Below are 26,214 nucleotides of genomic sequence, written 5' to 3'. Positions count from 1 at the left end.
AGTTACGGGCATTAGCGGGCTTTTTATCAAATATGTTTTGTTTAACCTGTAACGACGCTTTTATGGTCCAAATGATAATGAATGTTATTTGGGTGGGCGTTAAGCGGATGGTTGCGGTGTGGTGCAGGAAGTTGTCGTTACTTGCTTGATTACCGCTAGTTGCCGGTGCGGATCTTTTAGCTGATTTATCTGAACAAAATACCGCTTTGGATCAATATTTTGCCCAAAATTTTCAGGTTGGACGCATTTCCCAGTGTGGGAGGGGGCTTGTCCCCGATTGCGGTGGATCAGCAGCGAAGTATTGACTGACACACCGTAATCGGGGACAAGCCCCCTCCCACATTTTTGATTTGTGTGGTGTCAGGGGGCGTTTTTTCGGGCAAAAAAAACGCCCCGAACCAGTCGGGGCGTAGATCGAGCGGCATTGCGGTTAGCTTTTTACCGTGCCCGCAATGGCCGTTTGCTCAGTCACTCAGTGGAACTGTTCTTCTTCGGTCGAACCGGTCAGCGCGGTCACGGACGAGGTGCCGCCCTGGATCACGGTGGTCATGTCGTCGAAGTAGCCGGTGCCCACTTCCTGCTGGTGAGCCACGAAGGTGTAACCCTTGGCGGCGTCAGCGAATTCCTGCTCCTGCAGCTTCACGTAGGCGGTCATGTCGTTGCGGGCGTAGTCGTGCGCCAGGTTGAACATGCTGTGCCACATGTTGTGGATGCCGGCCAGGGTAATGAACTGGTGCTTGTAGCCCATGGCGGACAGTTCGCGCTGGAACTTGGCGATGGTCGCGTCGTCCAGGTTTTTCTTCCAGTTGAAGGAAGGCGAGCAGTTGTAGGACAGCAGTTGGTCCGGGTATTCCTTTTTGATCGCTTCGGCGAAGCGACGGGCTTCTGCCAGGTCCGGCTTGGCGGTTTCGCACCAGATCAGGTCGGCATAAGGGGCATAGGCCAGGCCGCGAGCGATGGCCTGGTCGAGACCGGCGCGCACTTTGTAGAAGCCTTCCTGGGTACGCTCGCCAGTGACGAACGGTTGGTCGTATGGGTCGCAGTCCGACGTCAGCAGGTCGGCAGCGTTGGCGTCGGTACGGGCCAGGATGATGGTCGGTGTACCAGCAACGTCAGCAGCCAGACGGGCAGCGGTCAGCTTCTGCACGGCTTCCTGGGTCGGTACCAGTACTTTGCCGCCCATGTGGCCGCATTTTTTTACCGAGGCCAGTTGGTCTTCGAAGTGAACGCCGGCGGCGCCTGCTTCGATCATGCTCTTCATCAGCTCGTAGGCGTTCAGCACGCCGCCGAAACCGGCTTCGGCGTCAGCCACGATCGGTGCGAAGTAGTCGATGTAGCCTTCGTCGCCTGGACCTTTACCGGCTTTCCACTGGATCTGGTCGGCGCGACGGAACGAGTTGTTGATGCGCTTGACCACGGTTGGCACGGAGTCTACCGGGTACAGCGATTGGTCGGGGTACATGGATTCGGCGGAGTTGTTGTCCGCAGCCACTTGCCAGCCGGACAGGTAGATCGCCTGGATACCGGCTTTTACCTGTTGGACTGCCTGGCCACCGGTCAGGGCGCCCATGCAGTTGACGAAATCTTTGTCGGGACGGAAGGAAGGCTTGGCGCCCTGGGTGACCAGGTTCCACAGCTTCTCGGCGCCGAGTTTTGCAAAGGTGTGCTCAGGTTGAACCGAGCCGCGCAGGCGGACGACGTCAGCAGCGGAGTAAGCGCGGGTCACGCCTTTCCAGCGTGGGTTTTCAGCCCAATCTTTTTCAAGGGCTGCAATTTGCTGTTCGCGTGTCAGTGCCATGGAGATAAACCTCGTCGCATAGGTCTGGGTGGAAAATTCCGTTTGCCAGCCACGTATACAGTGCGTGGGCATGGCTGCTCGCTGACCAGAAGCACCGGTGTTCAAGTCAAGTCTGGCGGGGAGGCGACGGGATGAACGAAGGGCGAGAGGGGAGTTGGGCAGGTAAGGGCGAACTGCGAACGGTCTTCAGGCGTCGTGGGCCTTTGGGCGATCCAACAGTGTGTAGCCGCGTTACCTGGTTAGCTTCCGTCCCTCGGGACAACTTCGTTCCAGTCGCAACCTCGTCAAACACACCTTGTGGGCGGTACAGACACGAATCGGCTCAGGTGGGTAACTTAGAGTGACGATCCGAAGGCCCTTGCCAGGGCCTCTGATTAGCGGGAGCGAGGCCATCATGCCCATGCTTTTTTGGATCGTCAAATGTTTTGTAGTGCTTTTTTTCTGGCACTACATCTTTAGTCTCATACGACTCGTCAGTCAGTTATTGGTGCTTCAGTTCAAGGTCTCGACTTTAACGCGTAAAGTCAGGTCGTCGCGGCCCTGGGTAGTGTAGGTGCGGGTTTGAGAGGTTTTGTCGGCCTGGGTTTCGCGATTGATGCCGGCCAGCGGAATCCACTCGCCCAGGCGACCGCTGACGCTTGTGTCGGTGCTCTGCACGTTCACTACATCGGGACGCTCCTGGCTCATGCGGTCACGGTTGGTACTGATCGCCAGGTGCACGGTGTCGCCTGTCACGCTGGCGGTCACGTAGAAGCCTTGAGTGACGTTGCGGTACTGGGTCTGGTTTTGCGGGCGGCCATAGGCATCGGGCTGGGTGGTGGTCAGCGGCACGCTCTGGCCCACCTGGATCAGTGCGGGCACGCCTTCGCTGGCCTGGATCTGCTGGATCCCGCCGTCGCGGCTGGCGGTACCGTAGCTGATGATGCGGGTTTGGCTGTCGCCACTGTTTTGCTGGTTGTTTTCGTTGGTGTCGACGGTGATCAGCAGGCGCTTGGCCGGTGTGTCCAATTGCGCGAGCAGGGCGCGCAGGTTCTGGATCTTGGCAGGGTCGGCATTGACGATCAGTTGATTGCCGTAGGCGCTGACGGTGCCATCCTTACCGAGGAAGTTCTGCGCCACGGGCAGCAGGTCGGCGCTGGTGCGGTTGCTCAGGTTGACGACTTCGGTGTCGGCCGCTGCCGTGAAGCTGGCGGTCAGGAGGAGGGCTGTGAGCAGGGTGCGTAGGGACATGTCCGTTATCTCTGCGAGTCATAAGGCTTGATAGTGCCAGTTTGTCGGCCTGGCGGGTCGCAAGTTGAATCGTAGATGGCAAAACACCCTGGCGGGGCAGGGTATTTTTGGTGTTGCTGAAAATAGCTATCGGGGGCAAGCCCCCTCCCACATTTTGACCGAGAGCATCCCTTGGAATGCGGTCGAATGTGGGAGGGGGCTTGCCCCCGATAGCAACGACGCGGTCTAGGATCAGCCCTCGCGCACCATATCGACGTGCGGAATCCCGACTTCAAGGAATTCCTCGCTGACAATCTTGAAGCCCAGTCGCTCATAGAACGGCGCGGCATAGACCTGTGCGCTGAGGAACTGTTTGTGCTGGCCGCGTTTTTCGGCTTCGCCGATCACCGCTTCCATCAGCTTGTCGCCGACTTTCAGCCCGCGCCAGTCCTTGAGGACCGACACGCGGCCGATCTCGCCGCTGGGCAGCAGGCGCGCGGTGCCAATCGGAAAGTCGCCCTCGAACGCGAGGAAATGCACGGCATCCGCGTCGTCTGCGTCCCATTCCAGTTCGGGTGGAACCGATTGTTCGGCGATAAATACCGCTTCACGAATGCGCCGAATCTCGGCGATATCCTTATGCCAGTCCGCGACACTTACGTGAATCCTATTCATCGGCAAACCCCAGGCTTCCTTGCTTGACCAGTTCGCACAGCAGGTCGCGGGCATCTTCGTCCGTCAGCCATTCACTGAGGTTGTCGATGTGCAGGGCGTCGGCTGCGCAGATCATTTTCAGCAGTTCGCGCAGTTTGCCCGGCAGGTAACGGCTCTGGCCGCTGGCAAACAGCAGCAGGTCGTCGTCCACTTCGGACCAGGCCATGCGCGCGCTTGGGTTGCGGATCAGTACGCCGCCGTGTTCCAGGCTGCCGACCACGTCTTCTTCCAGCAGCTCTTCCGGGCCGGCGACCAGTTCCGGGTAGCGCGGCTCGGTCATGAACTGGCCGAACCAGGTCAGTAGCATGCGCTCGTCGCTCATGTGCTCGGCCAGCAGGCTTTTGAGACGGTTGAGGGCGTCGCTCTGGATCTGGTGCGGGTCGCTGACTGGCTGAATATCGGCGTCAGTGTAACGCTCTTCGTCGCTCAGGTACTGGCTCAGGAAGTCGGTGAAGTGGGTCAGTACTTCGGCAGCGCTTGGTGCGCGGAAGCCTACCGAGTAGGTCATGCAGTCATCTTCTGCAATGCCGTAGTGGGCCAGGCGTGGCGGCAGGTAGAGCATGTCGCCCGGTTCCAGCACCCATTCAGCGCTCTCTTCGAATTCGGCGAGGATGCGCAGGTCGGCGTGTTGCAGCATCGGGCTTTCAGAGCTGCACATCTGGCCGATCTTCCAGTTGCGCTTGCCGTGGGCTTGCAGCAGGAACACGTCGTAATTATCGAAGTGCGGACCCACGCTACCGCCGGGCGCGGCGAAGCTGATCATCACGTCGTCGATGCGCCAGCTAGGCAGGAAGCGGAACTGCTCAAGCAATTCGGCGACTTCCGGCACGAACTGGTCGACCGCCTGCACCAGCAGGGTCCACTCGCGCTCGGGCAAGGTGCTGAAGGTGTCTTCGACGAACGGGCCGCGGCGCAGTTCCCACGGACGCTCGCCGTGTTCGATCACCAGGCGCGACTCGACTTCTTCTTCCAGGGCCAGGCCGGCCAGTTCATCGGCGTCGATCGGGCTTTCGAAGTCAGGAATGGCCTGACGGATCAGCAGCGGTTTTTTCTGCCAGTAGTCGCGCAGGAATTCCCGTGCCGTGATGCCGCCCAGAAGTTGAAGAGGGATATCAGGATTCATGTGTAACCTATTGAAAAAAAGCACTTTTCAGACTGGAATAAAAACGCCCGGCGCGGCCGGGCGTCTCAAAGGGGCTTGCGATGATCAGATGCGCTTGGCTTGGGCCACGGCGTTGCCGATGTAGTTGGCCGGGGTGAGCAGCTTCAGCTCGGCCTTGGCAGCGGCGGGCATGTCCAGGCCGTCGATGAAAGTTTGCAGTGCTTGAGGGCTGATGCCTTTGCCGCGCGTCAACTCTTTGAGCTTCTCATACGGGTTTTCGATGTTGTAGCGGCGCATCACGGTCTGGATCGGCTCGGCCAGTACTTCCCAGCATGCGTCCAGGTCAGCGGCGATTTTCTGCTCGTTGAGTTCCAGCTTGCTGATGCCTTTGAGGCTGGCTTCGTAGGCGATCACGCTGTGGGCAAAGCCCACGCCGAGGTTGCGCAGTACGGTGGAGTCGGTCAGGTCGCGCTGCCAGCGGGAGATCGGCAGCTTGCTGGCCAGGTGCTGGAACAGCGCGTTGGCGATGCCGAGGTTGCCTTCGGAGTTTTCGAAGTCGATCGGGTTGACCTTGTGCGGCATGGTCGACGAACCGATTTCACCGGCAATGGTGCGCTGCTTGAAGTAGCCCAGGGAGATGTAGCCCCAGACATCACGGTCGAAGTCGATCAGGATGGTGTTGAAGCGCGCAATCGCGTCGAACAGTTCGGCGATGTAGTCGTGCGGTTCGATCTGCGTAGTGTACGGGTTGAAGCCCAGGCCCAGTTCGTCTTCGATGAAGGCGCGGGCGTTGGCTTCCCAGTCGATCTCCGGGTAGGCCGACAGGTGGGCGTTGTAGTTGCCTACGGCGCCGTTGATCTTGCCCAGCAGCGGCACGGCAGCGACTTGAGCGATCTGGCGCTCCAGGCGGTACACCACGTTGGCCAGCTCTTTACCCAGTGTGGTCGGCGAGGCCGGTTGGCCGTGGGTGCGCGACAGCATCGGCACAGCGGCGAAGCGGATCGCCAGTTCGCGGATGGCTTCGGCGGTCTGGCGCATCAGCGGCAGCATCACGTCATCACGGCCTTCGCGCAGCATCAGGGCGTGGGACAGGTTGTTGATGTCCTCGCTGGTGCAGGCAAAGTGGATGAATTCGCTGACCTTGGCCAGTTCCGGCAGCTTGGCCGCTTGCTCTTTGAGCAGGTATTCGATGGCTTTGACGTCGTGGTTGGTGGTGCGCTCGATCTCTTTGACACGCTCGGCGTGCTCCAGAGAGAAGTTTTCCGCCAGGGTGTTCAATGCAGCGTTGGCTTCGGCGGAGAACGCCGGCACTTCGCTGATGGCGGGGTGAGCGGCCAGGCGCTGGAGCCAGCGCACTTCAACCAGTACGCGGGCACGGATCAGGCCGTATTCACTGAAAATCGGGCGCAGGGCCTGGGTCTTGCCGGCGTAGCGGCCGTCAACAGGGGAAACCGCAGTGAGCGAAGAGAGCTGCATGGGGTGTTCTCGGACAGTCGGGCAACGAAATGGGGCGCGTATCATACATGAAAAAATCCGCCGGTCCGTTGCCAACTGACCGGCGTATTACGCGTAACGGCTTGAAAATAGCCCGTGGCTGCGACTTATTCTTTGCGCATCAACGGGTAAAGCTCTTTGAGCAATTTGCGACGGCTGATGACCAGCTGCCAACGATGACCGCCCAACTGGCGCCACAACCGCGCCGAACGAATACCGGCCAGGAGCAGGGCACGGATCTTCGAGGCGTTGTTCGGTTGTTGCAGGTTGCGCATATCGCCATGCACCTGGATGCGCTGGCGCAACGTGCTCAAGGTGTCCTGGTACAGCGCGCCGCAAGCGGCGATGACGTTTTCGTGGGCCGGGCCGAAGTGTTCAACCTGGGACTGGATCTGCGGCAGACGCTTGCCGATGGTCTCGAGCAGGTCGTCACGCTTGGCCAGTTGGCGCTCAAGGCCGAGCATCGACAGGGCGTAGCGCAGTGGTTCGCGCTGCAAGGTGCTCGGGTCGCGTTCCAGTGCGCCGACCAGCGCACGGTAGCCTTCGCGCAGCGCCAGGTCGTCACCGCCGTAGACTTCCAGGGTGTCCTTGGGGTCGCGAATCAGCAGGCTGCCGAGCATGCAGGTCAGGCCGGCCTCGGTGACCTGGCCGGTTTTGGCGATCTTGTCCACCAGCACCGCGGCGAGGAAGACCCCGCCAAGCGCCGTCAATTGCTCCTGGGTCGGGCTCATGCCGGGCTGCTCCAGGGTTCGGCGACTTCAATCACGCCGCCCCCCAGGCACACCTCGCCATCGTAGAACACCACGGACTGGCCAGGCGTGACCGCGCGCTGCGGGTCGTCGAAGGTGGCGCGGTAACCGTCGGCGGTTTTTTCCAGGGTGCAGGGCTGGTCGCTCTGGCGATAGCGCACCTTGGCGGTCAGGCGGCGCGGCGCGCTCAGGTCCACCGGGTTGACCCAGTAGATATCCGAAGCGAGCAGCGCGCGGGAGAACAACCAGGGGTGCTCATTGCCCTGGCCCACGATCAGTTCGTTGTGCTCCAGGTCCTTGACCAGCACGTACCACGGCTCGTCACCGGCGTCTTTCAAGCCGCCGATGCCCAGGCCCTGGCGCTGGCCGATGGTGTGGTACATCAGGCCGTGGTGGCGGCCGATGACCTCGCCTTCGGTGGTTTTGATCTCGCCCGGTTGCGCCGGCAGGTATTGCTTGAGGAAATCGCTGAAGCGGCGCTCGCCGATAAAGCAGATCCCGGTGGAATCCTTCTTCTTGGCGGTGGCCAGGTCGTGCTGCTCGGCGATCCTGCGCACTTCGGGCTTTTCCAGTTCGCCGACCGGGAACAGGGTCTTGGCGATCTGTTCGCCGCCGACGGCGTGCAGGAAGTAGCTCTGGTCCTTGTTGGGGTCCAGGCCTTTGAGCAGTTCGGTGCGCCCGTCGATATCGCGACGGCGCACGTAGTGGCCAGTGGCGATCAGGTCCGCGCCGAGCATCATGGCGTAGTCGAGGAACGCCTTGAACTTGATCTCGCGATTACACAGGATGTCCGGGTTCGGCGTGCGGCCGGCCTTGTATTCGGCCAGGAAGTGCTCGAACACGTTGTCCCAGTACTCGGCCGCGAAATTGGCGGTGTGCAGCTTGATGCCGATCTTGTCGCACACGGCCTGGGCATCTGCCAGGTCGTCCATGGCGGTGCAATATTCCGTTCCATCGTCTTCTTCCCAGTTCTTCATGAACAGGCCTTCCACCTCATAACCCTGCTCCATGAGCAGAACGGCGGAAACGGAAGAATCCACGCCGCCGGACATGCCGACGATGACGCGCTTCTTTTGTGTGTCAGAAGGGGCTGGATCACGCATAGGGTTTCAACGGGTGTCTTGAAAAAGGACGCGATTCTAACAGGCCCAAGCCTTCAAGGCTAAAGAGAAGGTCGGATCAATTCGAGACTGTGGCGAAAGCCGGCCAGATAATCGTCGATACAGCGGATGATCAGCTCGCTGCGCCAGGTGTCGCGCAGGGCCATCAGCTCCTCACGGGTCAGCCAGCGGGCGCGCACGATGCCGTCGTCTAGTTGATAGTCCGGGTGGTGTTTCAGCGCCTTGGCGGTGAAACAGACCCGCTGGTAGGCCACGCCGTTGCTCGGGGCGGTGTACAGGTAGATGCCGACGATGCCGGTGGCTTCGACGTCCCAGCCGGTTTCTTCGAGGGTTTCACGCACGGCGGCTTCGGTCAGCGTTTCGTGCGGGTCGAGGTGGCCGGCGGGTTGGTTGAGCACGGCGCGGCCGCCTTTGAGTTCTTCGACCATCAGGAAGCGGCCGTTGTCTTCGACGATGGTGGCGACGGTGATGTGGGGTTGCCAGGTCATTGGATGCCTCTCGATTCTGAGTGCGGTGCGGTCTTCAGGCAGGATTGCAGTCGGTGTGGGAGGGGGCTTGCTCCCGATGGCGGTGAGGCAGTCGACTTATTGGTAGCTGACTCACTGCTATCGGGAGCAAGCTCCTTCCCACATTTGAATCCGGTTTATTCGCTGGAAACACAAACCCCGGCACGGGGCCGGGGTTTGTTTGCATCCTTACAACCTTACTTCAGCTTGGCAATTGCCGCGTTGAGGGTGTTGCTCGGGCGCATGACCTTGCTGGTCAGCTCCGGGTTCGGCGCGTAGTAGCCGCCGATGTCCACGGGCTTGCCTTGTACGGCGTTGAGTTCGGCAACGATGGTTGCCTCGTTCGCGGCGAGGGTCTTGGCAAGTGTGGCGAATTGCGCTTGCAGCGCGGTGTCTTCAGTCTGCGCGGCCAGGGCTTGGGCCCAGTACAGCGCCAGGTAGAAGTGGCTGCCGCGGTTGTCGATGTTGCCGACTTTGCGCGATGGCGACTTGTTGTTGTCGAGGAACTGGCCGGTGGCCTGGTCCAGGGTCTTGGACAGTACCAGGGCTTTCGGGTTGTTGTAGGTCACACCCAAATGCTCAAGCGATGCGGCCAGGGCCAGGAACTCGCCCAGGGAATCCCAGCGCAGGAAGTTTTCTTCCAGCAACTGCTGCACGTGTTTCGGTGCCGAACCGCCGGCGCCGGTTTCGAACAGGCCGCCGCCGTTCATCAGCGGCACGATCGACAGCATCTTGGCGCTGGTGCCCAGTTCCATGATCGGGAACAGGTCGGTCAGGTAGTCGCGCAGTACGTTGCCGGTCACCGAGATGGTGTCCAGGCCCTTGCGGGTGCGCTCCAGGGTGAACTTCATCGCGTCGACCGGCGACATGATGCGGATGTCCAGGCCGTCGGTGTTGTGGTCTTTCAGGTAGGTCTGGACTTTCTCGATCACCGCACCGTCGTGGGCGCGTTGTGGGTCGAGCCAGAAGATGGCCGGGGTGTTGCTGGCGCGGGCACGGTTGACGGCGAGTTTGACCCAGTCCTGGATCGGCGCGTCTTTGGCCTGGCACATGCGGAAGATGTCGCCGGCTTCGACGGGCTGTTCCATCAGCAGGTTGCCCTTGCTGTCGGTGACGCGAACGACGCCGTCAGCCTTGACCTGGAAGGTCTTGTCGTGAGAGCCGTACTCTTCGGCTTTCTGTGCCATCAGGCCAACGTTCGGTACGCTGCCCATGGTGGTCGGATCGAACGCACCATGAGCCTTGCAGTCTTCGATGACGGCTTGGTAGATGGTGGCGTAGCAGCGATCCGGGATCACAGCCTTGGTGTCGTGCAGCTGGCCGTCGGTGCCCCACATTTTGCCGGAGTCACGGATCATGGCCGGCATCGAGGCGTCGACGATGACGTCGCTCGGCACGTGCAGGTTGGTGATGCCTTTGTCGGAGTTGACCATCGCCAGCGATGGGCGCGCGGCGTAGACCGCCTGGATATCGGCTTCGATCTGCGCTTGCTGCTCGGCCGGCAGGGCCTTGATGCGAGCGTACAGGTCGCCGATGCCGTTGTTCAGGTTGAAGCCGATCTGTTCCAGCACGACGGCGTGCTTGGCCAGGGCGTCTTTATAGAACTCGGCAACGATCTGGCCGAACATGATCGGGTCGGAGACCTTCATCATGGTGGCTTTCAGGTGAACCGACAGCAGCACGCCTTGTTTCTTGGCGTCTTCGATTTCAGCGGCGATGAAGCTGCGCAGGGCGTTCTTGCTCAGCACGGAGCTGTCGATGATTTCGCCAGCTTGTACCGAAGTCTTTTCCTTCAGTACGGTTGCGGTGCCGTCTTTAGCGATCAGCTCGATTTTGACAGCGTCGGCTGCCTCGATCTGTACGGCTTTTTCGCTGCCGTAGAAGTCGCCGTGGCTCATGTAGGCGACGTGGGACTTGGAGTCGGCGGCCCAGGCGCCCATCTTGTGCGGGTGCTTGCGTGCATAGTTCTTGACCGACAGCGGTGCGCGGCGGTCAGAGTTGCCTTCGCGCAGTACCGGGTTCACGGCGCTGCCCTTGATCTTGTCGTAACGTGCGCGGGTTTCTTTTTCCGCGTCGGTGGTTACGGTTTCCGGGTAGTCCGGCAGGGCGTAGCCCTTGGCTTGCAGTTCCTTGATCGCCGCCTGCAGTTGAGGGGTCGAGGCACTGATGTTAGGCAGCTTGATGATGTTGGCTTCAGGCGTAACGGCCAGGGCGCCCAGTTCGGCGAGGTGGTCCGGTACGGCTTTGGCGCCCAGTTGCTCGGGGAAGCTTGCGAGGATGCGCCCGGCGAGGGAGATGTCGCGGGTTTCCACGGCAATATCAGCGGAAGCGGTGAAGGCCTCTACGATAGGCAGCAGTGAATAGGTGGCGAGGGCTGGTGCTTCGTCGGTGAAGGTGTAGATGATCTTCGAGCGGGTGGGCATATTCGGATTAACTCTCTTCTTTGCTGAAAGCGTGCGCAGAAACTCGAGATGCGCCGGGTAGAGCGCGTTCGTTCAAAGTCATCCATGAGCGAAAGGTCGAGATTTCTTCGCGGTGATGTTGGGTTGCATCAGTCGAGCGTCAAGCGGGTGGACTATTGTTTAGTCCGGCTTTTCAGGCGCGGGGCGTTGCTTTCTATTGAAGAAGCAGGCGGTCGGCCGTCGTGACTCTTTGGTCAGCGGCGGCATTATACATAGGTCGCTATGCTTACGCCGAGCTCTCATACAAAAGGTGGGTCGTCCATTGGTCTAAAGGTCGCAGGGACCAAATCGCGCCTAAAGTCGCATGATGTGCTCAAGATTGGCGCTTTTCCCTTTGCTTTCAAGCTAGTAGGCAACTAAATATGCTGTTTTCGCTGCAAATGAGCGTGGCGTGAGGTTTCAGTCGTCATTTATCTGGAGTAGGCTCGAACGCAGCCAGATGTTCAATCCATAGATGGAGTTCAGCATGGGATACAAGAAGATTCAGGTTCCGGCAGTCGGCGACAAAATCACCGTCAATGCAGACCATTCTCTCAATGTTCCTGACCAACCGATCATCCCTTATATCGAAGGTGACGGTATTGGCGTCGACATCAGCCCGGTGATGATCAAGGTGGTCGACGCAGCTGTTGAAAAAGCCTACGGCGGCAAGCGCAAGATTTCGTGGATGGAAGTTTTCGCCGGCGAAAAAGCGACCCAAGTCTACGACCAGGACACCTGGCTGCCCCAGGAAACCCTGGACGCGGTCAGGGATTACGTGGTGTCCATCAAAGGCCCGCTGACCACCCCGGTCGGTGGTGGCATCCGTTCGTTGAACGTGGCCCTGCGCCAACAACTCGACCTGTATGTGTGCCTGCGCCCGGTGCGCTGGTTCGAAGGCGTGCCAAGCCCGGTCAAGAAGCCTGGCGACGTGGACATGACCATCTTCCGCGAAAACTCCGAAGATATTTACGCCGGGATCGAGTGGAAAGCCGGTTCGCCGGAAGCGATCAAAGTGATCAAGTTCCTCAAGGAAGAAATGGGCGTTACCAAGATCCGTTTCGACCAGGATTGCGGCATCGGTATCAAGCCGGTCTCCAAGCAGGGTACTGAGCGTCTGGTGCGCAAAGCGCTGCAATACGTCGTGGATAACGATCGTGAGTCGCTGACCATCGTGCACAAAGGCAACATCATGAAGTTCACCGAAGGTGCCTTCAAGGAGTGGGCCTACGGCATCGCCGAGAAAGAATTCGGCGCGACCCTGCTCGACGGCGGTCCATGGATGCAGTTCAAGAATCCAAAAACCGGCAAGAACGTAGTGGTTAAAGATGCAATTGCCGACGCCATGCTTCAGCAGATCCTGCTGCGCCCGGCCGAATACGATGTGATCGCCACGTTGAACCTCAACGGCGACTACCTTTCCGATGCGCTGGCGGCGGAAGTAGGGGGCATCGGCATTGCGCCGGGGGCCAACCTGTCCGATACCATCGCCATGTTCGAGGCTACCCACGGTACTGCGCCCAAGTATGCGGGCAAGGACCAGGTCAACCCGGGCTCATTGATTCTGTCGGCGGAAATGATGCTGCGCCACATGGGCTGGACCGAGGCGGCTGACTTGATCATCAAGGGCACCAATGGCGCGATCTCGGCCAAGACCGTGACCTATGATTTCCATCGCTTGATGGACGGTGCCAAGTTGCTGTCTTCGTCGGGGTTTGGCGATGCGTTGATTTCGCATATGTAAGCAAAGTGGCATAAAAAACGGCCACCCTGGATTGACTGGGGTGGCCGTTTTCGTATTGCAAGACTGCATGCTCGGCGGCGAATCAGGCCGTTTGTTTCTTTTCTTTATGAGCGTGCGATGCTGCGGGCTTTTCCGGTGTTCCAGTTTTCACTGCATCAATATTTACGGCGTGCAGCCCTTTCGGTCCTTGAATGATTTCAAAGCTCACAGCTTGCCCCGCCTTCAGCGTTTTGTACCCATCCATGATGATCGCCGAATAGTGTGCAAAAAGGTCCTCGCTTTTACCTTCTTCGTTAATAAAGCCATATCCCTTGGCGTTATTGAACCACTTGACCTTGCCACTGATCTTGACGCCAGACATACCCATATCCCTCTGCACCAGACTCCATCACTGGAGTATCATCCAGTTTATCCGTCCTAACCCGAATAATAAGGTTGACTGCGCGGACCTTTTTTACCCACTGTGGGTTCTATTGGTTGTAACACTGATTTACCGATAGTCAAGGTGACCGAAGGGTCAGAGTTGAAATTCTGACAGGTCGCCCCCACCACTGTATTTGAACCACTGACGAACCTTTCTTTCCATGCATGCAATCAGCCAGATTCGACTAACATTCAATCAGGATCGACCGGATCACGAACACGATGACGACGGTTCTGCAGGCATTGCTGTCCAGGAGGCTAAGCCTGCTCTACAGGCGCCGCCGATGTACAAGGTGGTTTTGTTCAATGATGACTACACACCGATGGATTTCGTGGTCGAAGTGCTCGAGGTGTTTTTTAACCTGAACCGCGAGTTGGCGACCAAGGTAATGCTGGCCGTTCACACAGAAGGACGGGCAGTATGTGGAGTGTTTACCCGCGACATCGCCGAGACAAAGGCCATGCAGGTCAACCAGTACGCCAGGGAAAGCCAGCATCCGCTACTCTGTGAAATCGAGAAGGACGGTTAACGCCGACCACTTGGGTATGAGGTGAAGCTATGTTAAACCGCGAGCTCGAAGTCACCCTCAATCTTGCCTTCAAGGAGGCTCGTTCGAAGCGTCATGAATTCATGACCGTCGAGCACCTGCTGCTGGCACTTTTGGATAACGAAGCTGCCGCCACCGTTCTGCGTGCGTGCGGCGCCAATCTCGACAAACTCAAGCATGACCTGCAGGAGTTCATCGACTCCACGACGCCACTGATCCCCGTGCATGACGAGGACCGTGAAACCCAGCCGACCCTGGGCTTTCAGCGGGTATTGCAGCGTGCTGTTTTCCACGTGCAGAGCTCCGGTAAGCGTGAAGTCACGGGCGCCAACGTGCTCGTCGCCATCTTCAGTGAACAGGAAAGCCAGGCAGTGTTTCTGCTGAAACAGCAGAGCGTTGCCCGTATCGATGTCGTCAACTACATCGCCCACGGTATCTCCAAAGTGCCTGGGCACGGCGAACATTCCGAGGGTGAGCAGGATATGCAGGACGACGAGGGCGGTGAGTCTTCTTCTTCGGGCAATCCATTGGATGCCTATGCCAGCAATCTCAATGAGCTGGCGCGCCAGGGGCGGATCGATCCGCTGGTGGGGCGTGAGTCTGAGGTTGAGCGTGTGGCGCAGATCCTCGCGCGTCGTCGCAAGAACAACCCGTTGCTGGTGGGTGAGGCGGGCGTGGGTAAAACCGCGATTGCCGAAGGCCTGGCCAAGCGTATCGTCGACAACCAGGTGCCGGACCTGTTGGCCAACAGCGTCGTCTACTCTCTTGACCTCGGCGCGTTGCTTGCCGGGACCAAGTACCGTGGCGATTTCGAGAAGCGCTTCAAGGCGTTGCTCGGCGAGCTGAAAAAACGCCCGCAGGCGATCCTGTTCATCGATGAAATCCACACCATCATTGGTGCTGGTGCGGCGTCTGGCGGGGTGATGGATGCTTCCAACCTGCTCAAGCCGTTGTTGTCGTCGGGTGATATTCGCTGCATCGGTTCGACCACATTCCAGGAATTTCGCGGGATCTTCGAGAAAGACCGTGCCCTGGCGCGTCGTTTTCAGAAAGTCGACGTGTCCGAGCCTTCGGTTGAGGACACCATCGGTATCCTGCGTGGCCTCAGGGGGCGTTTCGAGGCGCACCATGGCGTCGAGTACACCGATGAAGCGCTGCGTGCCGCTGCCGAGCTGGCGTCGCGCTACATCAATGACCGGCACATGCCGGACAAGGCCATCGATGTGATCGACGAGGCGGGTGCCTATCAGCGCCTGCAGCCGGTCGAGAAGCGTGTGAAGCGCATCGATGTGTCTCAGGTCGAGGCGATAGTGGCCAAGATCGCGCGGATTCCGCCAAAACACGTCAGCAGTTCCGACAAAGAGCTGCTGCGTAACCTGGAGCGCGACCTCAAGCTCACCGTGTTTGGCCAGGATGCCGCCATCGACTCGCTGTCCACTGCGATCAAGTTGTCGCGGGCGGGCCTCAAGTCGCCGGACAAGCCAGTCGGTTCGTTCCTGTTCGCCGGTCCGACCGGCGTTGGCAAGACCGAAGCGGCCCGGCAGTTGGCCAAGGCCATGGGCATTGAGCTGGTGCGGTTCGACATGTCCGAATACATGGAGCGTCACACCGTGTCGCGCCTGATCGGTGCGCCTCCGGGCTATGTCGGTTTTGATCAGGGCGGTCTGTTGACCGAGGCGATCACCAAGCAGCCGCATTGCGTATTGCTCCTCGATGAAATCGAGAAGGCACACCCGGAAGTCTTCAACCTGCTGCTGCAGGTCATGGATCACGGCACCCTGACCGACAACAACGGGCGCAAGGCGGACTTTCGCAACGTGATCGTGATCATGACCACCAACGCCGGTGCTGAAACCGCCGCGCGGGCTTCGATCGGCTTTACACATCAGGATCACTCTTCCGATGCGATGGAAGTGATCAAGAAGAGCTTCACGCCGGAGTTCCGCAACCGTCTGGACACCATTATCCAGTTTGGTCGCCTCAGTCATGAGGTCATCAAAAACGTGGTGGACAAGTTCCTCACCGAGCTTCAAGCGCAGTTGGAAGACAAGCGCGTGCAGTTGGAGGTGACGGACGCGGCGCGCAATTGGCTGGCCGAGGGTGGTTACGACGCGGCAATGGGCGCTCGCCCGATGGCGCGTCTGATCCAGGACAAGATCAAGCGGCCATTGGCCGAAGAGATCCTGTTTGGCGAACTTGCCGACCACGGTGGCGTGGTGCATATCGACCTGAAGGACGGCGAGCTGACCTTCGAGTTCGAAACCACGGCCGAAATGGCCTGATTGTTCTGCAACTACGCAAAAGGCGCCGAAAGGCGCCTTTTTGCTGCCTTGAAATGCAATTGCCAGAACAATGGCGATCCAATGTAGGAGGGGGCTTGCCCCCGATAGCGGTGTATCAGCAACAGATGTGTCTACTGGCACACCGCCATCGAGGGCAAGCTCCCTCCCACATTGGGTTTCAGGTAAATCCTGAGCACACAAAAACGCCCGGCATAACCGGGCGTCTTGTATTGACTTGATTAACGGGCGCGGTAAGTGATGCGCCCTTTGCTCAGGTCATAGGGCGTCAGCTCGACGCGCACTTTGTCACCGGTAAGAATACGAATGTAGTTCTTGCGCATCTTGCCGGAGATATGCGCGGTTACGACGTGCCCATTTTCCAACTCCACACGAAACATGGTGTTGGGCAGGGTGTCGACGACAGTGCCTTCCATTTCGAAGCTGTCTTCTTTCGACATGCAGTAAAGCCCTCGGTATCCAGTGAATGGCCCGGTGCAACTGCGCCAGGCAAAAGCGGCGTGCATTGTGCCCGAAAAAGGGTGTTTAAGCCAAGGGGTTCTAGTTAAGCGTGACCCATCTTTGATTAATCAGCAGTTCAATGGGGCGATATTGGGTCTTGTAGTTCATCTTTTTGCAGTTTTTGATCCAGTATCCAAGGTACAGCGCCTCCAGTTCCAGGCGCAGGGCTTCGCCGATTTGCCAGAGGATCGCGAAACGCCCCAGGCTGCGCCGCTCTTCGGCCGGTTCATAGAAGGTGTACACCGCCGACAGGCCATTGGGCAGCAAATCGGTCACGGCGACGGCTAGCAAGCGCCCGTCGAGTCGAAATTCGTAGAAACGCGAGAAGGGCAGTTCACGCACCAGGAACGTGGAAAACTGGTCGCGACTGGGTGGGAACATATCGCCGTCGGCGTGGCGTTGTTCGATGTAGCGCTGGTAAAGGTCGAAATACTCTTCACTGAACCTGGGATTGGCCGCCGTGACAGTCAGGTCCGCGTTGCGCTTGAGGATGCGCTTCTGGTTGCGGTCTGGCACAAACTGCGCCGCCGGAATTCGGGCTGGTACGCAGGCATTGCAGTTTTGGCAGTGCGGTCGGTACAGGTGATCGCCGCTGCGCCGAAACCCCATTTCCGAGAGGTCGGCATACACATGCACATCCATCGGCTGGCTGGGATCGAGGAACAGCGTGGTGGCCTGTTCGTCGGGCAGATAGCTGCAAGCGTGGGCTTGAGTGGCATAAAACTTCAATCGCGCCAGCTCGGTCATGATCAACCCTCGGATAAGCTTTGAAATAAGTGTAAGCCAGGTGCGAGGAAGTCGCCTAGGAAACCCACGGTCCAGCGCTGGGTTGGTCCAGATAGTCGCGCAGGAAACCGGCGAAGTCGCTGCGCGGTATGGCCCGCGCGCCCAGGCTGTGCAAGTGATCATTGGGCATCTGGCAGTCGATCAGCACAAATCCCCACGCCTGTAGCTGCCGGGTCAGTGTGGCAAAGCCGAACTTCGAGGCGTTATCGGCGCGGCTGAACATCGATTCGCCAAAAAACAACCGGCCCATCGCCAGCCCATATAGGCCGCCCACCAGTTCGCCGTTGTCCCAGACCTCTACCGAATGCGCGTAACCCCGCGCGTGCAGCTCCTGGTAGGCGCTCTGGATGCCCTCGGTGATCCAGGTGCCATCTGCATAGGCGCGTGGCGCGGCGCAGGCCTGGATGACCGCGGCGAAGTCCTGGTCGAAGGTCACGCTGTAGCGCTGCTGGCGCAATAATTTGCCCAGGCTGCGGGATACGTGCAGTTCGTCGGGGAAGATCACGGTGCGTGGGTCCGGTGACCACCAGAGAATCGGCTGGCCTTGCGAGAACCACGGAAAGCAGCCGTGGCGATAGGCCTGGATCAGCCGCTCGGCCGACAGGTCGCCACCGGCGGCGAGCAGGCCATTGGGTTCGCGCATGGCTTTGGCCAGCGGGGGGAAGGTCAGGGTGTCGCGTTGTAACCAGGTCAGCATGGCATCCAGGCTTACGGAAGGGGAGGGGAGTGGCAGGTACGGGGCCTGCCCTGAGAAGATTGATTATTGTCGACCCGGCGCCAGGGAGCCAGCCCGAATCGGGCATTGGTGTGGATTAGCGTGAACGGGTGTTTCTGCAACTCTCTCTCAGAGACGTGGTCGTATTCGGGACTGCCCCATGCAGGCCAATTGCCAACCTTGCCTGGATTGCTAGAAACAGCGCATAAGCCTTTGTCAGCAAAGGCAATGCGTGCTCAAATTGAACAGTATGTGACACTTGAATTGTTCAGGCTGCCGCGCAAGGGGCAAGTGCGTGGCATCAGGGACACAAACCCGTACAATGCGGGCATTCTGGCGTTATCGCCGTTTCACTCGTCAATCGCTCGGTGTTAAAGGTAGATTTAACGACGTTCGTATATTTTTTCAGCTGCTCGGATTGGGCGGCAGTGTGCAGTCATTCAACAGATGGACGCGCTAAAGGCGCAGGAAAAGACCCGTTTTGAAGAAATCCACCGCGACACAAAAAACAGTCGTGCCGGCCTGGCGTCAGCACCTGCATTATCGGCTCAAGGAAGGTGCACTGATCGCCATCGGCGCCCTGTGCCTGTTCCTGATGATGGCCTTGCTCACCTATGGCAAGGACGATCCGGGCTGGAGCCACAACAGCAAGATCGAAGACGTGCAGAACTTCGGTGGGCCTGCCGGTTCCTACAGCGCCGATATCCTGTTCATGGTGCTGGGTTATTTCGCTTACATCTTCCCGTTGCTGCTGGCGATCAAGACCTGGCAGATCTTCCGCCAGCGTCATGAGCCGTGGCAGTGGAGCGGTTGGCTGTTTTCCTGGCGCCTGATCGGCCTGGTGTTCCTGGTGCTGTCCGGTGCGGCATTGGCGCATATCCATTTCCATGCCCCAACCGGCCTGCCGGCGGGAGCCGGCGGTGCGTTGGGTGAGAGTCTCGGCGACCTGGCCCGCAAGACCCTGAATATCCAGGGCAGCACCCTGATGTTTATCGCGCTGTTCCTGTTTGGCCTCACCGTGTTCACCGACCTGTCGTGGTTCAAGGTGATGGACGTGACCGGCAAAATCACCCTCGACCTGCTGGAACTGTTCCAGGGCGCCGCCAACCGCTGGTGGTCGGCTCGGGTCGAGCGCAAGCGCATGGTGGCCCAACTGCGCGAGGTGGACACCCGCGTCAACGAGGTCGTGGCCCCGAGCACGCCGGACCGACGTGAACAAGCCAAGGTCAAGGAACGCCTGATCGAGCGCGAGCAAGCCCTGAGCAAGCACATGTCGGACCGCGAGAAACAGGTGCCGCCGGTCATCGCCCCGGCACCGATCAAGGCTCCCGAGCCGAGCCATCGCGTGCAGAAAGAGAAACAGGCGCCGTTGTTTGTCGACAGCGCGGTCGAAGGCACATTACCGCCGATCTCGATTCTCGACCCGGCCGAGAAGAAACAACTCAACTATTCCCCTGAGTCCCTGGCGGCCGTCGGCCATTTGCTGGAAATCAAACTCAAGGAATTCGGTGTCGAAGTGTCGGTGGACTCGATCCACCCCGGCCCGGTGATTACCCGTTACGAAATCCAGCCAGCGGCCGGGGTCAAGGTCAGCCGTATCTCCAACCTGGCCAAAGACCTCGCCCGTTCCCTGGCCGTGACCAGCGTGCGCGTGGTGGAAGTGATCCCCGGCAAAACCACGGTGGGCATCGAGATTCCCAACGAAGACCGCCAGATCGTGCGCTTCTCCGAGGTGCTGTCGACCCCGGAATACGACAACTTCAAATCGCCGGTCACCCTGGCCCTGGGCCATGACATCGGCGGCAAGCCGGTGATCACGGACCTGGCGAAAATGCCTCACCTGCTGGTGGCAGGTACTACCGGCTCGGGTAAGTCGGTGGGTGTGAACGCGATGATCCTGTCGATCCTGTTCAAGTCCGGCCCGGAAGACGCCAAGCTGATCATGATCGACCCGAAGATGCTCGAATTGTCGATCTACGAAGGCATTCCGCACCTGCTGTGCCCGGTTGTCACCGACATGAAGGACGCCGCCAACGCCCTGCGCTGGAGCGTTGCCGAGATGGAGCGGCGCTACAAGCTGATGGCGAAGATGGGCGTGCGCAACCTGTCGGGCTTCAATGCCAAGGTCAAGGAAGCCCAGGACGCCGGCACGCCGCTGACCGACCCGTTGTACAAGCGCGAAAGCATCCACGACGAAGCGCCATTGCTGACCAAGTTGCCGACCATCGTCGTGGTGGTCGACGAATTTGCCGACATGATGATGATCGTCGGCAAGAAGGTTGAAGAGTTGATCGCACGTATCGCCCAGAAGGCGCGTGCCGCCGGTATCCACTTGATTCTTGCGACCCAGCGGCCGTCGGTGGATGTGATCACCGGTCTGATCAAGGCCAACATCCCGACGCGCATGGCGTTCCAGGTGTCGAGCAAGATCGACTCGCGGACCATCATCGACCAGGGTGGCGCCGAACAGCTGCTGGGCCACGGTGACATGCTCTACATGCCGCCGGGCACCAGCCTGCCGATTCGCGTGCATGGCGCGTTCGTTTCCGACGATGAAGTGCATCGTGTGGTGGAAGCCTGGAAACTGCGCGGTGCGCCGGAATACAACGACGACATCCTCGCCGGTGTTGAAGAAGCCGGCAGCGGCTTCGATGGCGGCAGCAGCGGTGGCGACGATGATGCCGAAACCGACGCGCTGTACGACGAAGCGGTCGCCTTCGTGTTGGAAAGCCGTCGCGCCTCGATCTCTGCCGTACAGCGCAAGCTGAAAATCGGCTACAACCGCGCCGCCCGCATGATTGAATCCATGGAAAATGCCGGTGTCGTCACCGCAATGAACACCAACGGCTCGCGCGAAGTCATCGCTCCCGGGCAGATGCGCGACTGATCACGCGCCGCGTGGCAGCACGCGGCACGCCCTAACGACTCAATGAGGACTCCCATGCGTCTTATCCGCATGCTGTTGTTGCCGGCACTGGCCCTGACTGCTGTTTCGGCTCACGCTGATCCGGCCTCCGTCGCCAGCCTGACCAACCTGCTGGACAAATCCAAGACCCTGACTGCGCGCTTCTCCCAGTTGACCCTGGACGGCGGCGGCACCCAGTTGCAGGAAACCGCCGGTGAAATGGCCGTGCAACGCCCAGGGTTGTTCTACTGGAAGACCGACGCGCCGAATGAGCAGACCATCGTCTCGGACGGCCAAAAAGTCACGTTGTGGGACCCGGACCTGGAACAGGCGACCATCAAGAAGCTCGACCCGCGCCTGAACCAGACCCCGGCGCTGCTGCTGTCGGGCGATGTATCGAAAATCAGCGACAGTTTCGACATCACCTCCAAGCAAGCCAGCAATGTGATCGACTTCACCCTCAAGCCGAAATCCAAGGACACGCTGTTCGACAGCCTGCGCCTGTCGTTCCGCAACGGTGTGATCAATGACATGCAACTGGTCGACAGCGTCGGCCAGCGCACCAATATCCTGTTCACCGGGGTCAAGGCCAACGAGCCGGTGCCCGCCTCCAAGTTCAAGTTCGACATCCCCAAGGGTGCCGACGTGATCCAGGAATAACCTGCCTAGAGGTTTCAAACGCTGCCCATGGACCTGTTTCGAAGTGCCCCGATCGCTCAACCCCTGGCCGCACGCTTGCGTTCGACCAACCTGGATGAGTACGTCGGTCAGGAACACCTGCTCGCTCGCGGCAAGCCTTTGCGCGAAGCCCTGGAGCAGGGTGCGCTGCACTCGATGATTTTCTGGGGGCCGCCGGGGGTGGGTAAAACCACCCTCGCGCGGCTGCTGGCGAAAGTCTCGGATGCCCACTTCGAAACGGTCTCGGCGGTGCTGGCCGGGGTCAAGGAGATCCGTCAGGCGGTGGAAGTGGCCAAGCAGCAGGCCGGGCAATATGGCAAGCGCACCATCCTGTTTGTCGACGAAGTGCATCGCTTCAACAAGTCTCAGCAGGATGCGTTCTTGCCGTATGTCGAAGACGGCACGCTGATTTTTATCGGTGCAACCACCGAGAACCCGTCCTTCGAATTGAACAACGCCTTGCTCTCGCGGGCGCGGGTGTATGTGCTCAAGAGCCTGGATGAAGCGGCGATGCGAAAGCTGCTGCAGCGCGCCTTGAGCGAAGACAAGGGCTTGGGCAAGCGCCAGTTGAGCCTCAGCGATGAAGGCTTCAAGATCCTGTTCAGCGCCGCCGATGGCGACGGGCGACGTTTTCTCAACCTGCTGGAGAATGCGTCCGACCTGGCCGAAGACGGCAGCGAGATTGGCGTCGAACTCCTGCAAAGCCTGCTCGGCGACACACGCCGGCGTTTCGACAAGGGTGGCGAAGCGTTCTACGATCAGATTTCGGCGCTGCACAAGTCGGTACGCGGCTCCAACCCCGACGGCGCGTTGTACTGGTTCGCTCGCATGATCGACGGTGGCTGTGATCCGCTGTACCTGGCGCGCCGCGTGGTGCGCATGGCCAGTGAAGACATCGGCAACGCCGACCCCCGCGCCTTGAGCCTGTGCCTTGCGGCGTGGGAAGTGCAGGAGCGCCTCGGCAGTCCGGAAGGTGAGCTGGCGGTGGCCCAGGCGATTACCTACCTGGCGTGTGCGCCGAAAAGCAACGCGGTGTACATGGGCTTCAAGTCGGCACTGCGCGCCGCGGCCGAACATGGCTCCCTCGAAGTGCCGCTGCACCTGCGCAATGCGCCCACCAAGCTGATGAAACAACTGGGTTACGGTGATGAATACCGCTACGCCCACGATGAGCCGGACGCCTATGCCGCCGGCGAAGATTACTTCCCTGACGAGCTTGAGCCGCAGCCGTTCTACCAGCCGGTGCCCCGTGGCCTGGAGCTGAAGATCGGTGAAAAGCTCAATCACCTCGCTCAACTCGACCGCCTCAGCCCCAAACAGCGGAGAAAGTAGTGCTCAAGACGATTCTTGCCGTGTCCGTTGCCGGCATCGCTGGTACATTATTGCGTTTCGCCACTGGTACTTGGGTAAACGCCAACTGGCCGAGGCATTTTTATGCCGCGACCCTGGCGGTCAACCTGGTGGGCTGCTTGATTATCGGGCTGTTGTATGGCTGGTTCCTGTTGCGCCCGGAAGTGCCGATTGAAATTCGTGCCGGCTTGATTGTCGGTTTTGTAGGCGGTCTGACGACCTTTTCATCCTTTTCACTGGATACGGTGCGCCTGCTGGAAAGCGGGCAGGTCCTGGTCGCCTTCGGGTACCTGGGCATCAGCGTGTTCGGCGGGCTGCTCGCCACCTGGGCCGGCCTGTCCTTGACCAAACTTTGATAAACGAGAGACCGACATGCTCGATTCCAAACTGTTACGTAGCAACCTTCAGGACGTAGCGGACCGCCTGGCATCCCGTGGCTTTGCCTTGGATGTTGCGCGCATCGAAGCGCTGGAAGAACAGCGCAAGACCGTCCAGACCCGCACCGAAGCACTGCAGGCTGAGCGTAATGCGCGTTCCAAGTCCATCGGTCAGGCCAAGCAGCGCGGCGAAGACATCGCGCCGTTGATGGCGGATGTCGAGCGCATGGGCACCGAGTTGTCCGACGGCAAAGTCGAACTGGACAAGATTCAAGGCGAACTGGATTCGATCCTGCTGGGCATTCCGAACCTGCCGCACGAGTCGGTGCCGGTCGGTGCGGACGAAGAGGGTAACGTCGAAGTGCGCCGCTGGGGCACGCCAAAGGCCTTTGATTTCGAGATCAAGGACCACGTCGCCCTGGGCGAACTCAGCGGTGGCCTGGATTTCGAAACCGCCGCCAAGCTGTCCGGCGCGCGCTTTGCCTTGCTGCGTGGCCCGATTGCCCGCCTGCATCGCGCCCTGGCGCAGTTCATGATCAACCTGCACACCGGCGAACACGGTTACGAAGAGGCTTACACGCCGTATCTGGTTCAGGCCCCGGCCCTGCAGGGGACCGGCCAGTTGCCGAAGTTCGAGGAAGACCTGTTCAAGATCAGCCGCGATGGCGAAGCCGACCTGTACCTGATCCCGACCGCCGAAGTGTCGCTGACCAACATCGTGGCCGGCGAGATCCTCGACGCCAAGCACCTGCCGCTCAAGCTCGTTGCGCACACGCCGTGCTTCCGCAGTGAAGCCGGAGCATCGGGGCGCGACACCCGCGGCATGATCCGCCAGCACCAGTTCGACAAAGTCGAGATGGTGCAGGTTGTCGAGCCGTCGACCTCGATGGAAGCCCTCGAAGGCCTGACCGCCAACGCCGAACGCGTGCTGCAACTGCTGGAACTGCCGTACCGCGTGCTGGCACTGTGTACCGGTGACATGGGTTTCAGCGCCGTGAAGACCTACGACCTCGAAGTGTGGGTGCCGAGCCAGGACAAATACCGCGAGATCTCGTCGTGCTCCAACTGCGGTGATTTCCAGGCCCGTCGCATGCAGGCGCGTTTCCGCAACCCGGAAACCGGCAAGCCGGAACTGGTGCACACCCTGAACGGTTCGGGCCTGGCCGTAGGCCGTACCCTGGTGGCCGTGCTGGAAAACTACCAGCAGGCCGACGGTTCGATCCGTGTGCCGGACGTGCTCAAGCCTTACATGGCGGGCATCGAGGTCATCGGTTAAATGGAATTTCTGCCGCTGTTCCATAACCTGCGCGGCAGTCGTGTGTTGGTCGTCGGCGGCGGGGAGATTGCCTTGCGCAAGTCCCGGCTGTTGGCCGACGCTGGCGCGCTGCTGCGGGTGGTTGCTCCCCAGATCGAAAACCAGTTGCGTGAACTGGTGCAGGGCAGTGGCGGGGAACTGATCGTGCGCGGTTATCAGGAGGCCGACCTCGACGGTTGCACCCTGATCATCGCCGCAACGGACGACGAACCGCTGAACGCACAAGTGTCCAGCGATGCCAAACGCCGTTGCGTGCCGGTCAATGTGGTGGATGCGCCGGCCCTGTGCAGCGTGATCTTCCCGGCGATTGTCGACCGTTCGCCGTTGGTGATCGCGGTGTCCAGCGGCGGCGATGCGCCGGTGCTGGCACGCTTGATCCGGGCCAAGCTGGAAACCTGGATTCCGTCCACGTATGGCCAACTGGCCGGGCTGGCAGCGCGCTTTCGGGCTCAGGTCAAGCGCTTGTACCCGGATGTGCAGCAGCGCCGCGCGTTCTGGGAAGAAGTCTTTCAGGGCCCGATTGCTGATCGGCAACTGGCCGGGCAGGGCGATGAAGCCGAGCGCCTGTTGATTGAAAAGGTCAACGGCGCACCGCCGTATGCGCCGGGCGAAGTCTACCTGGTGGGTGCCGGCCCCGGCGATCCGGACCTGTTGACCTTCCGCGCCTTGCGCTTGATGCAGCAGGCCGATGTGGTGCTCTACGACCGCCTGGTGGCCCCGGCGATTCTTGAGCTGTGCCGGCGTGACGCCGAGCGCGTGTACGTGGGCAAGCGTCGTGCTGACCACGCTGTGCCCCAGGACCAGATCAACCAACAACTGGTCGACCTGGCCAAGCAAGGCAAGCGTGTGCTGCGTCTCAAGGGTGGCGATCCGTTCATCTTTGGCCGTGGCGGCGAAGAGATCGAAGAACTGGCGGCCCATGGCATTCCGTTCCAGGTGGTGCCGGGCATCACCGCGGCCAGCGGCTGCGCGGCGTATGCCGGGATTCCGCTGACTCACCGCGACTATGCGCAATCGGTACGCTTTATCACCGGGCACTTGAAGAACGGCACCTCCGACCTGCCTTGGAGTGATCTGGTGGGCCCGTCGCAGACCCTGGTGTTCTACATGGGCTTGATCGGTTTGCCGATCATCTGCGAACAGCTGATCAAGCATGGGCGTTCGGCGGACACGCCGGCGGCGTTGATCCAGCAGGGCACCACGTCCAACCAGCGCGTGTTCACCGGCACCCTGGCCGACTTGCCGCGCATGGTGGCGGAGCATGAAGTGCATGCGCCGACGCTGGTGATCGTCGGTGAGGTGGTGGTGCTGCGCGAGAAGCTCAAATGGTTTGAAGGCGCCCAGGCCCAGGTCTGAGCCTAAATGCATCGGGGGCAAGCCCCCTCCCACATTGGAATGCATTCCAAAATGTGGGAGGGGGCTTGCCCCCGATGCGGCC

22 protein-coding genes are annotated in these 26,214 nt (G+C 60.1%); 9 read left to right on the top strand and 13 right to left on the bottom strand.

Translation table 11 applies throughout. The annotated features are described in order from the left end of the window. Positions 1 to 472: 472 nt before the first annotated feature. The 9 genes from aceA to J2Y83_RS16505 all read right to left on the bottom strand — a co-directional run bounded on the left by aceA (position 473) and on the right by J2Y83_RS16505 (position 11,116). Positions 473 to 1,798: an isocitrate lyase gene (gene aceA / locus J2Y83_RS16545; RefSeq protein WP_024076175.1), complete on the bottom strand. Its 1,326-nt coding sequence runs from the start codon at positions 1,796 to 1,798 to the stop codon at positions 473 to 475. 492 nt (positions 1,799 to 2,290) lie between these two features. Further along, positions 2,291 to 3,028 (bottom strand): secretin N-terminal domain-containing protein, encoded by a 738-nt coding sequence (locus J2Y83_RS16540; protein ID WP_253396770.1) that lies wholly within the window; start codon positions 3,026 to 3,028, stop codon positions 2,291 to 2,293. 231 nt (positions 3,029 to 3,259) lie between these two features. Then, complete coding sequence (locus J2Y83_RS16535; protein WP_253396768.1) at positions 3,260 to 3,682, bottom strand: GNAT family N-acetyltransferase; 423 nt, start codon at positions 3,680 to 3,682, stop codon at positions 3,260 to 3,262. Continuing rightward, positions 3,675 to 4,844, bottom strand: coding sequence for a ribosomal protein uL16 3-hydroxylase (locus J2Y83_RS16530; protein ID WP_253396765.1), 1,170 nt, complete (start codon positions 4,842 to 4,844; stop codon positions 3,675 to 3,677). Before J2Y83_RS16530 ends, J2Y83_RS16535 begins: the two co-directional genes overlap by 8 nt. A gap of 84 nt (positions 4,845 to 4,928) precedes the next feature. Then, positions 4,929 to 6,299, bottom strand: a complete 1,371-nt coding sequence (gene purB / locus J2Y83_RS16525) for an adenylosuccinate lyase (RefSeq protein WP_247397111.1) — start codon at positions 6,297 to 6,299, stop codon at positions 4,929 to 4,931. A gap of 125 nt (positions 6,300 to 6,424) precedes the next feature. Continuing rightward, entirely contained in the window at positions 6,425 to 7,048 is a 624-nt protein-coding gene (hflD, locus tag J2Y83_RS16520) for a high frequency lysogenization protein HflD (RefSeq protein WP_253396763.1), read from the bottom strand. Next, entirely contained in the window at positions 7,045 to 8,169 is a 1,125-nt protein-coding gene (gene mnmA / locus J2Y83_RS16515) for a tRNA 2-thiouridine(34) synthase MnmA (protein WP_253396761.1), read from the bottom strand. The genes hflD and mnmA overlap by 4 nt, the downstream gene beginning before the upstream one ends. A gap of 59 nt (positions 8,170 to 8,228) precedes the next feature. Then, entirely contained in the window at positions 8,229 to 8,675 is a 447-nt protein-coding gene (locus J2Y83_RS16510; RefSeq protein ID WP_253396759.1) for an NUDIX hydrolase, read from the bottom strand. Positions 8,676 to 8,890: 215 nt separating this feature from the next. Further along, on the bottom strand, positions 8,891 to 11,116 hold the full coding sequence (locus J2Y83_RS16505) for an NADP-dependent isocitrate dehydrogenase (protein WP_253396757.1): 2,226 nt from the start codon (positions 11,114 to 11,116) through the stop codon (positions 8,891 to 8,893). Positions 11,117 to 11,621: 505 nt separating this feature from the next. Here J2Y83_RS16505 and icd point away from each other — a divergent pair. After that, positions 11,622 to 12,878: an NADP-dependent isocitrate dehydrogenase gene (icd, locus tag J2Y83_RS16500; protein WP_253396755.1), complete on the top strand. Its 1,257-nt coding sequence runs from the start codon at positions 11,622 to 11,624 to the stop codon at positions 12,876 to 12,878. Positions 12,879 to 12,960: 82 nt separating this feature from the next. Here icd and cspD read toward each other — a convergent pair whose 3' ends face one another. Then, on the bottom strand, positions 12,961 to 13,239 hold the full coding sequence (cspD, locus tag J2Y83_RS16495) for a cold shock domain-containing protein CspD (protein WP_301295020.1): 279 nt from the start codon (positions 13,237 to 13,239) through the stop codon (positions 12,961 to 12,963). A 223-nt stretch (positions 13,240 to 13,462) separates the two neighbouring features. On the opposite strand from cspD, the gene clpS reads away from it, so the two are divergent. Beyond that, positions 13,463 to 13,831, top strand: coding sequence for an ATP-dependent Clp protease adapter ClpS (gene clpS, locus J2Y83_RS16490; protein WP_010567912.1), 369 nt, complete (start codon positions 13,463 to 13,465; stop codon positions 13,829 to 13,831). A gap of 29 nt (positions 13,832 to 13,860) precedes the next feature. After that, entirely contained in the window at positions 13,861 to 16,131 is a 2,271-nt protein-coding gene (gene clpA / locus J2Y83_RS16485) for an ATP-dependent Clp protease ATP-binding subunit ClpA (protein ID WP_247397124.1), read from the top strand. Positions 16,132 to 16,370: 239 nt separating this feature from the next. On the opposite strand, the gene infA is transcribed toward clpA, so the two are convergent. The 3 genes from infA to aat form a co-directional block, all read right to left on the bottom strand. After that, positions 16,371 to 16,589, bottom strand: coding sequence for a translation initiation factor IF-1 (gene infA / locus J2Y83_RS16480; RefSeq protein ID WP_002553999.1), 219 nt, complete (start codon positions 16,587 to 16,589; stop codon positions 16,371 to 16,373). A gap of 100 nt (positions 16,590 to 16,689) precedes the next feature. Continuing rightward, on the bottom strand, positions 16,690 to 17,397 hold the full coding sequence (locus J2Y83_RS16475) for an arginyltransferase (protein ID WP_253396753.1): 708 nt from the start codon (positions 17,395 to 17,397) through the stop codon (positions 16,690 to 16,692). A gap of 55 nt (positions 17,398 to 17,452) precedes the next feature. After that, positions 17,453 to 18,133, bottom strand: coding sequence for a leucyl/phenylalanyl-tRNA--protein transferase (aat, locus tag J2Y83_RS16470; RefSeq protein ID WP_253396751.1), 681 nt, complete (start codon positions 18,131 to 18,133; stop codon positions 17,453 to 17,455). Between the two features lie 499 nt (positions 18,134 to 18,632). On the opposite strand from aat, the gene J2Y83_RS16465 reads away from it, so the two are divergent. From J2Y83_RS16465 to cysG, 6 genes are read left to right on the top strand one after another with little or no spacing between them, the layout of a single operon-like run. After that, the gene (locus J2Y83_RS16465; RefSeq protein WP_253396749.1) at positions 18,633 to 21,038 is read left to right on the top strand and encodes a DNA translocase FtsK; all 2,406 of its coding nucleotides are present in this window, start codon (positions 18,633 to 18,635) and stop codon (positions 21,036 to 21,038) included. Positions 21,039 to 21,092: 54 nt separating this feature from the next. Beyond that, positions 21,093 to 21,716: an outer membrane lipoprotein chaperone LolA gene (lolA, locus tag J2Y83_RS16460; RefSeq protein ID WP_247397136.1), complete on the top strand. Its 624-nt coding sequence runs from the start codon at positions 21,093 to 21,095 to the stop codon at positions 21,714 to 21,716. Between the two features lie 27 nt (positions 21,717 to 21,743). Next, positions 21,744 to 23,066 (top strand): replication-associated recombination protein A, encoded by a 1,323-nt coding sequence (locus J2Y83_RS16455; RefSeq protein WP_253396747.1) that lies wholly within the window; start codon positions 21,744 to 21,746, stop codon positions 23,064 to 23,066. Continuing rightward, positions 23,066 to 23,440 (top strand): fluoride efflux transporter CrcB, encoded by a 375-nt coding sequence (gene crcB, locus J2Y83_RS16450; protein WP_247404599.1) that lies wholly within the window; start codon positions 23,066 to 23,068, stop codon positions 23,438 to 23,440. Before J2Y83_RS16455 ends, crcB begins: the two co-directional genes overlap by 1 nt. Positions 23,441 to 23,456: 16 nt before the next feature. Continuing rightward, positions 23,457 to 24,737 carry a serine--tRNA ligase gene (gene serS / locus J2Y83_RS16445; protein ID WP_253396745.1) on the top strand — a complete coding sequence of 427 codons (1,281 nt, stop codon included), beginning with the start codon at positions 23,457 to 23,459 and terminating at the stop codon, positions 24,735 to 24,737. Next, positions 24,738 to 26,132 carry a siroheme synthase CysG gene (gene cysG / locus J2Y83_RS16440; protein WP_253396742.1) on the top strand — a complete coding sequence of 465 codons (1,395 nt, stop codon included), beginning with the start codon at positions 24,738 to 24,740 and terminating at the stop codon, positions 26,130 to 26,132. The last annotated feature ends 82 nt before the right edge of the window (positions 26,133 to 26,214 follow it).

It is taken from the genome of Pseudomonas marginalis, assembly GCF_024169655.1.
GTDB classification, from domain to species: Bacteria; Pseudomonadota; Gammaproteobacteria; order Pseudomonadales; family Pseudomonadaceae; genus Aquipseudomonas; species Aquipseudomonas paraveronii.
This window is presented reverse-complemented; position numbering and strand designations above follow the sequence as displayed.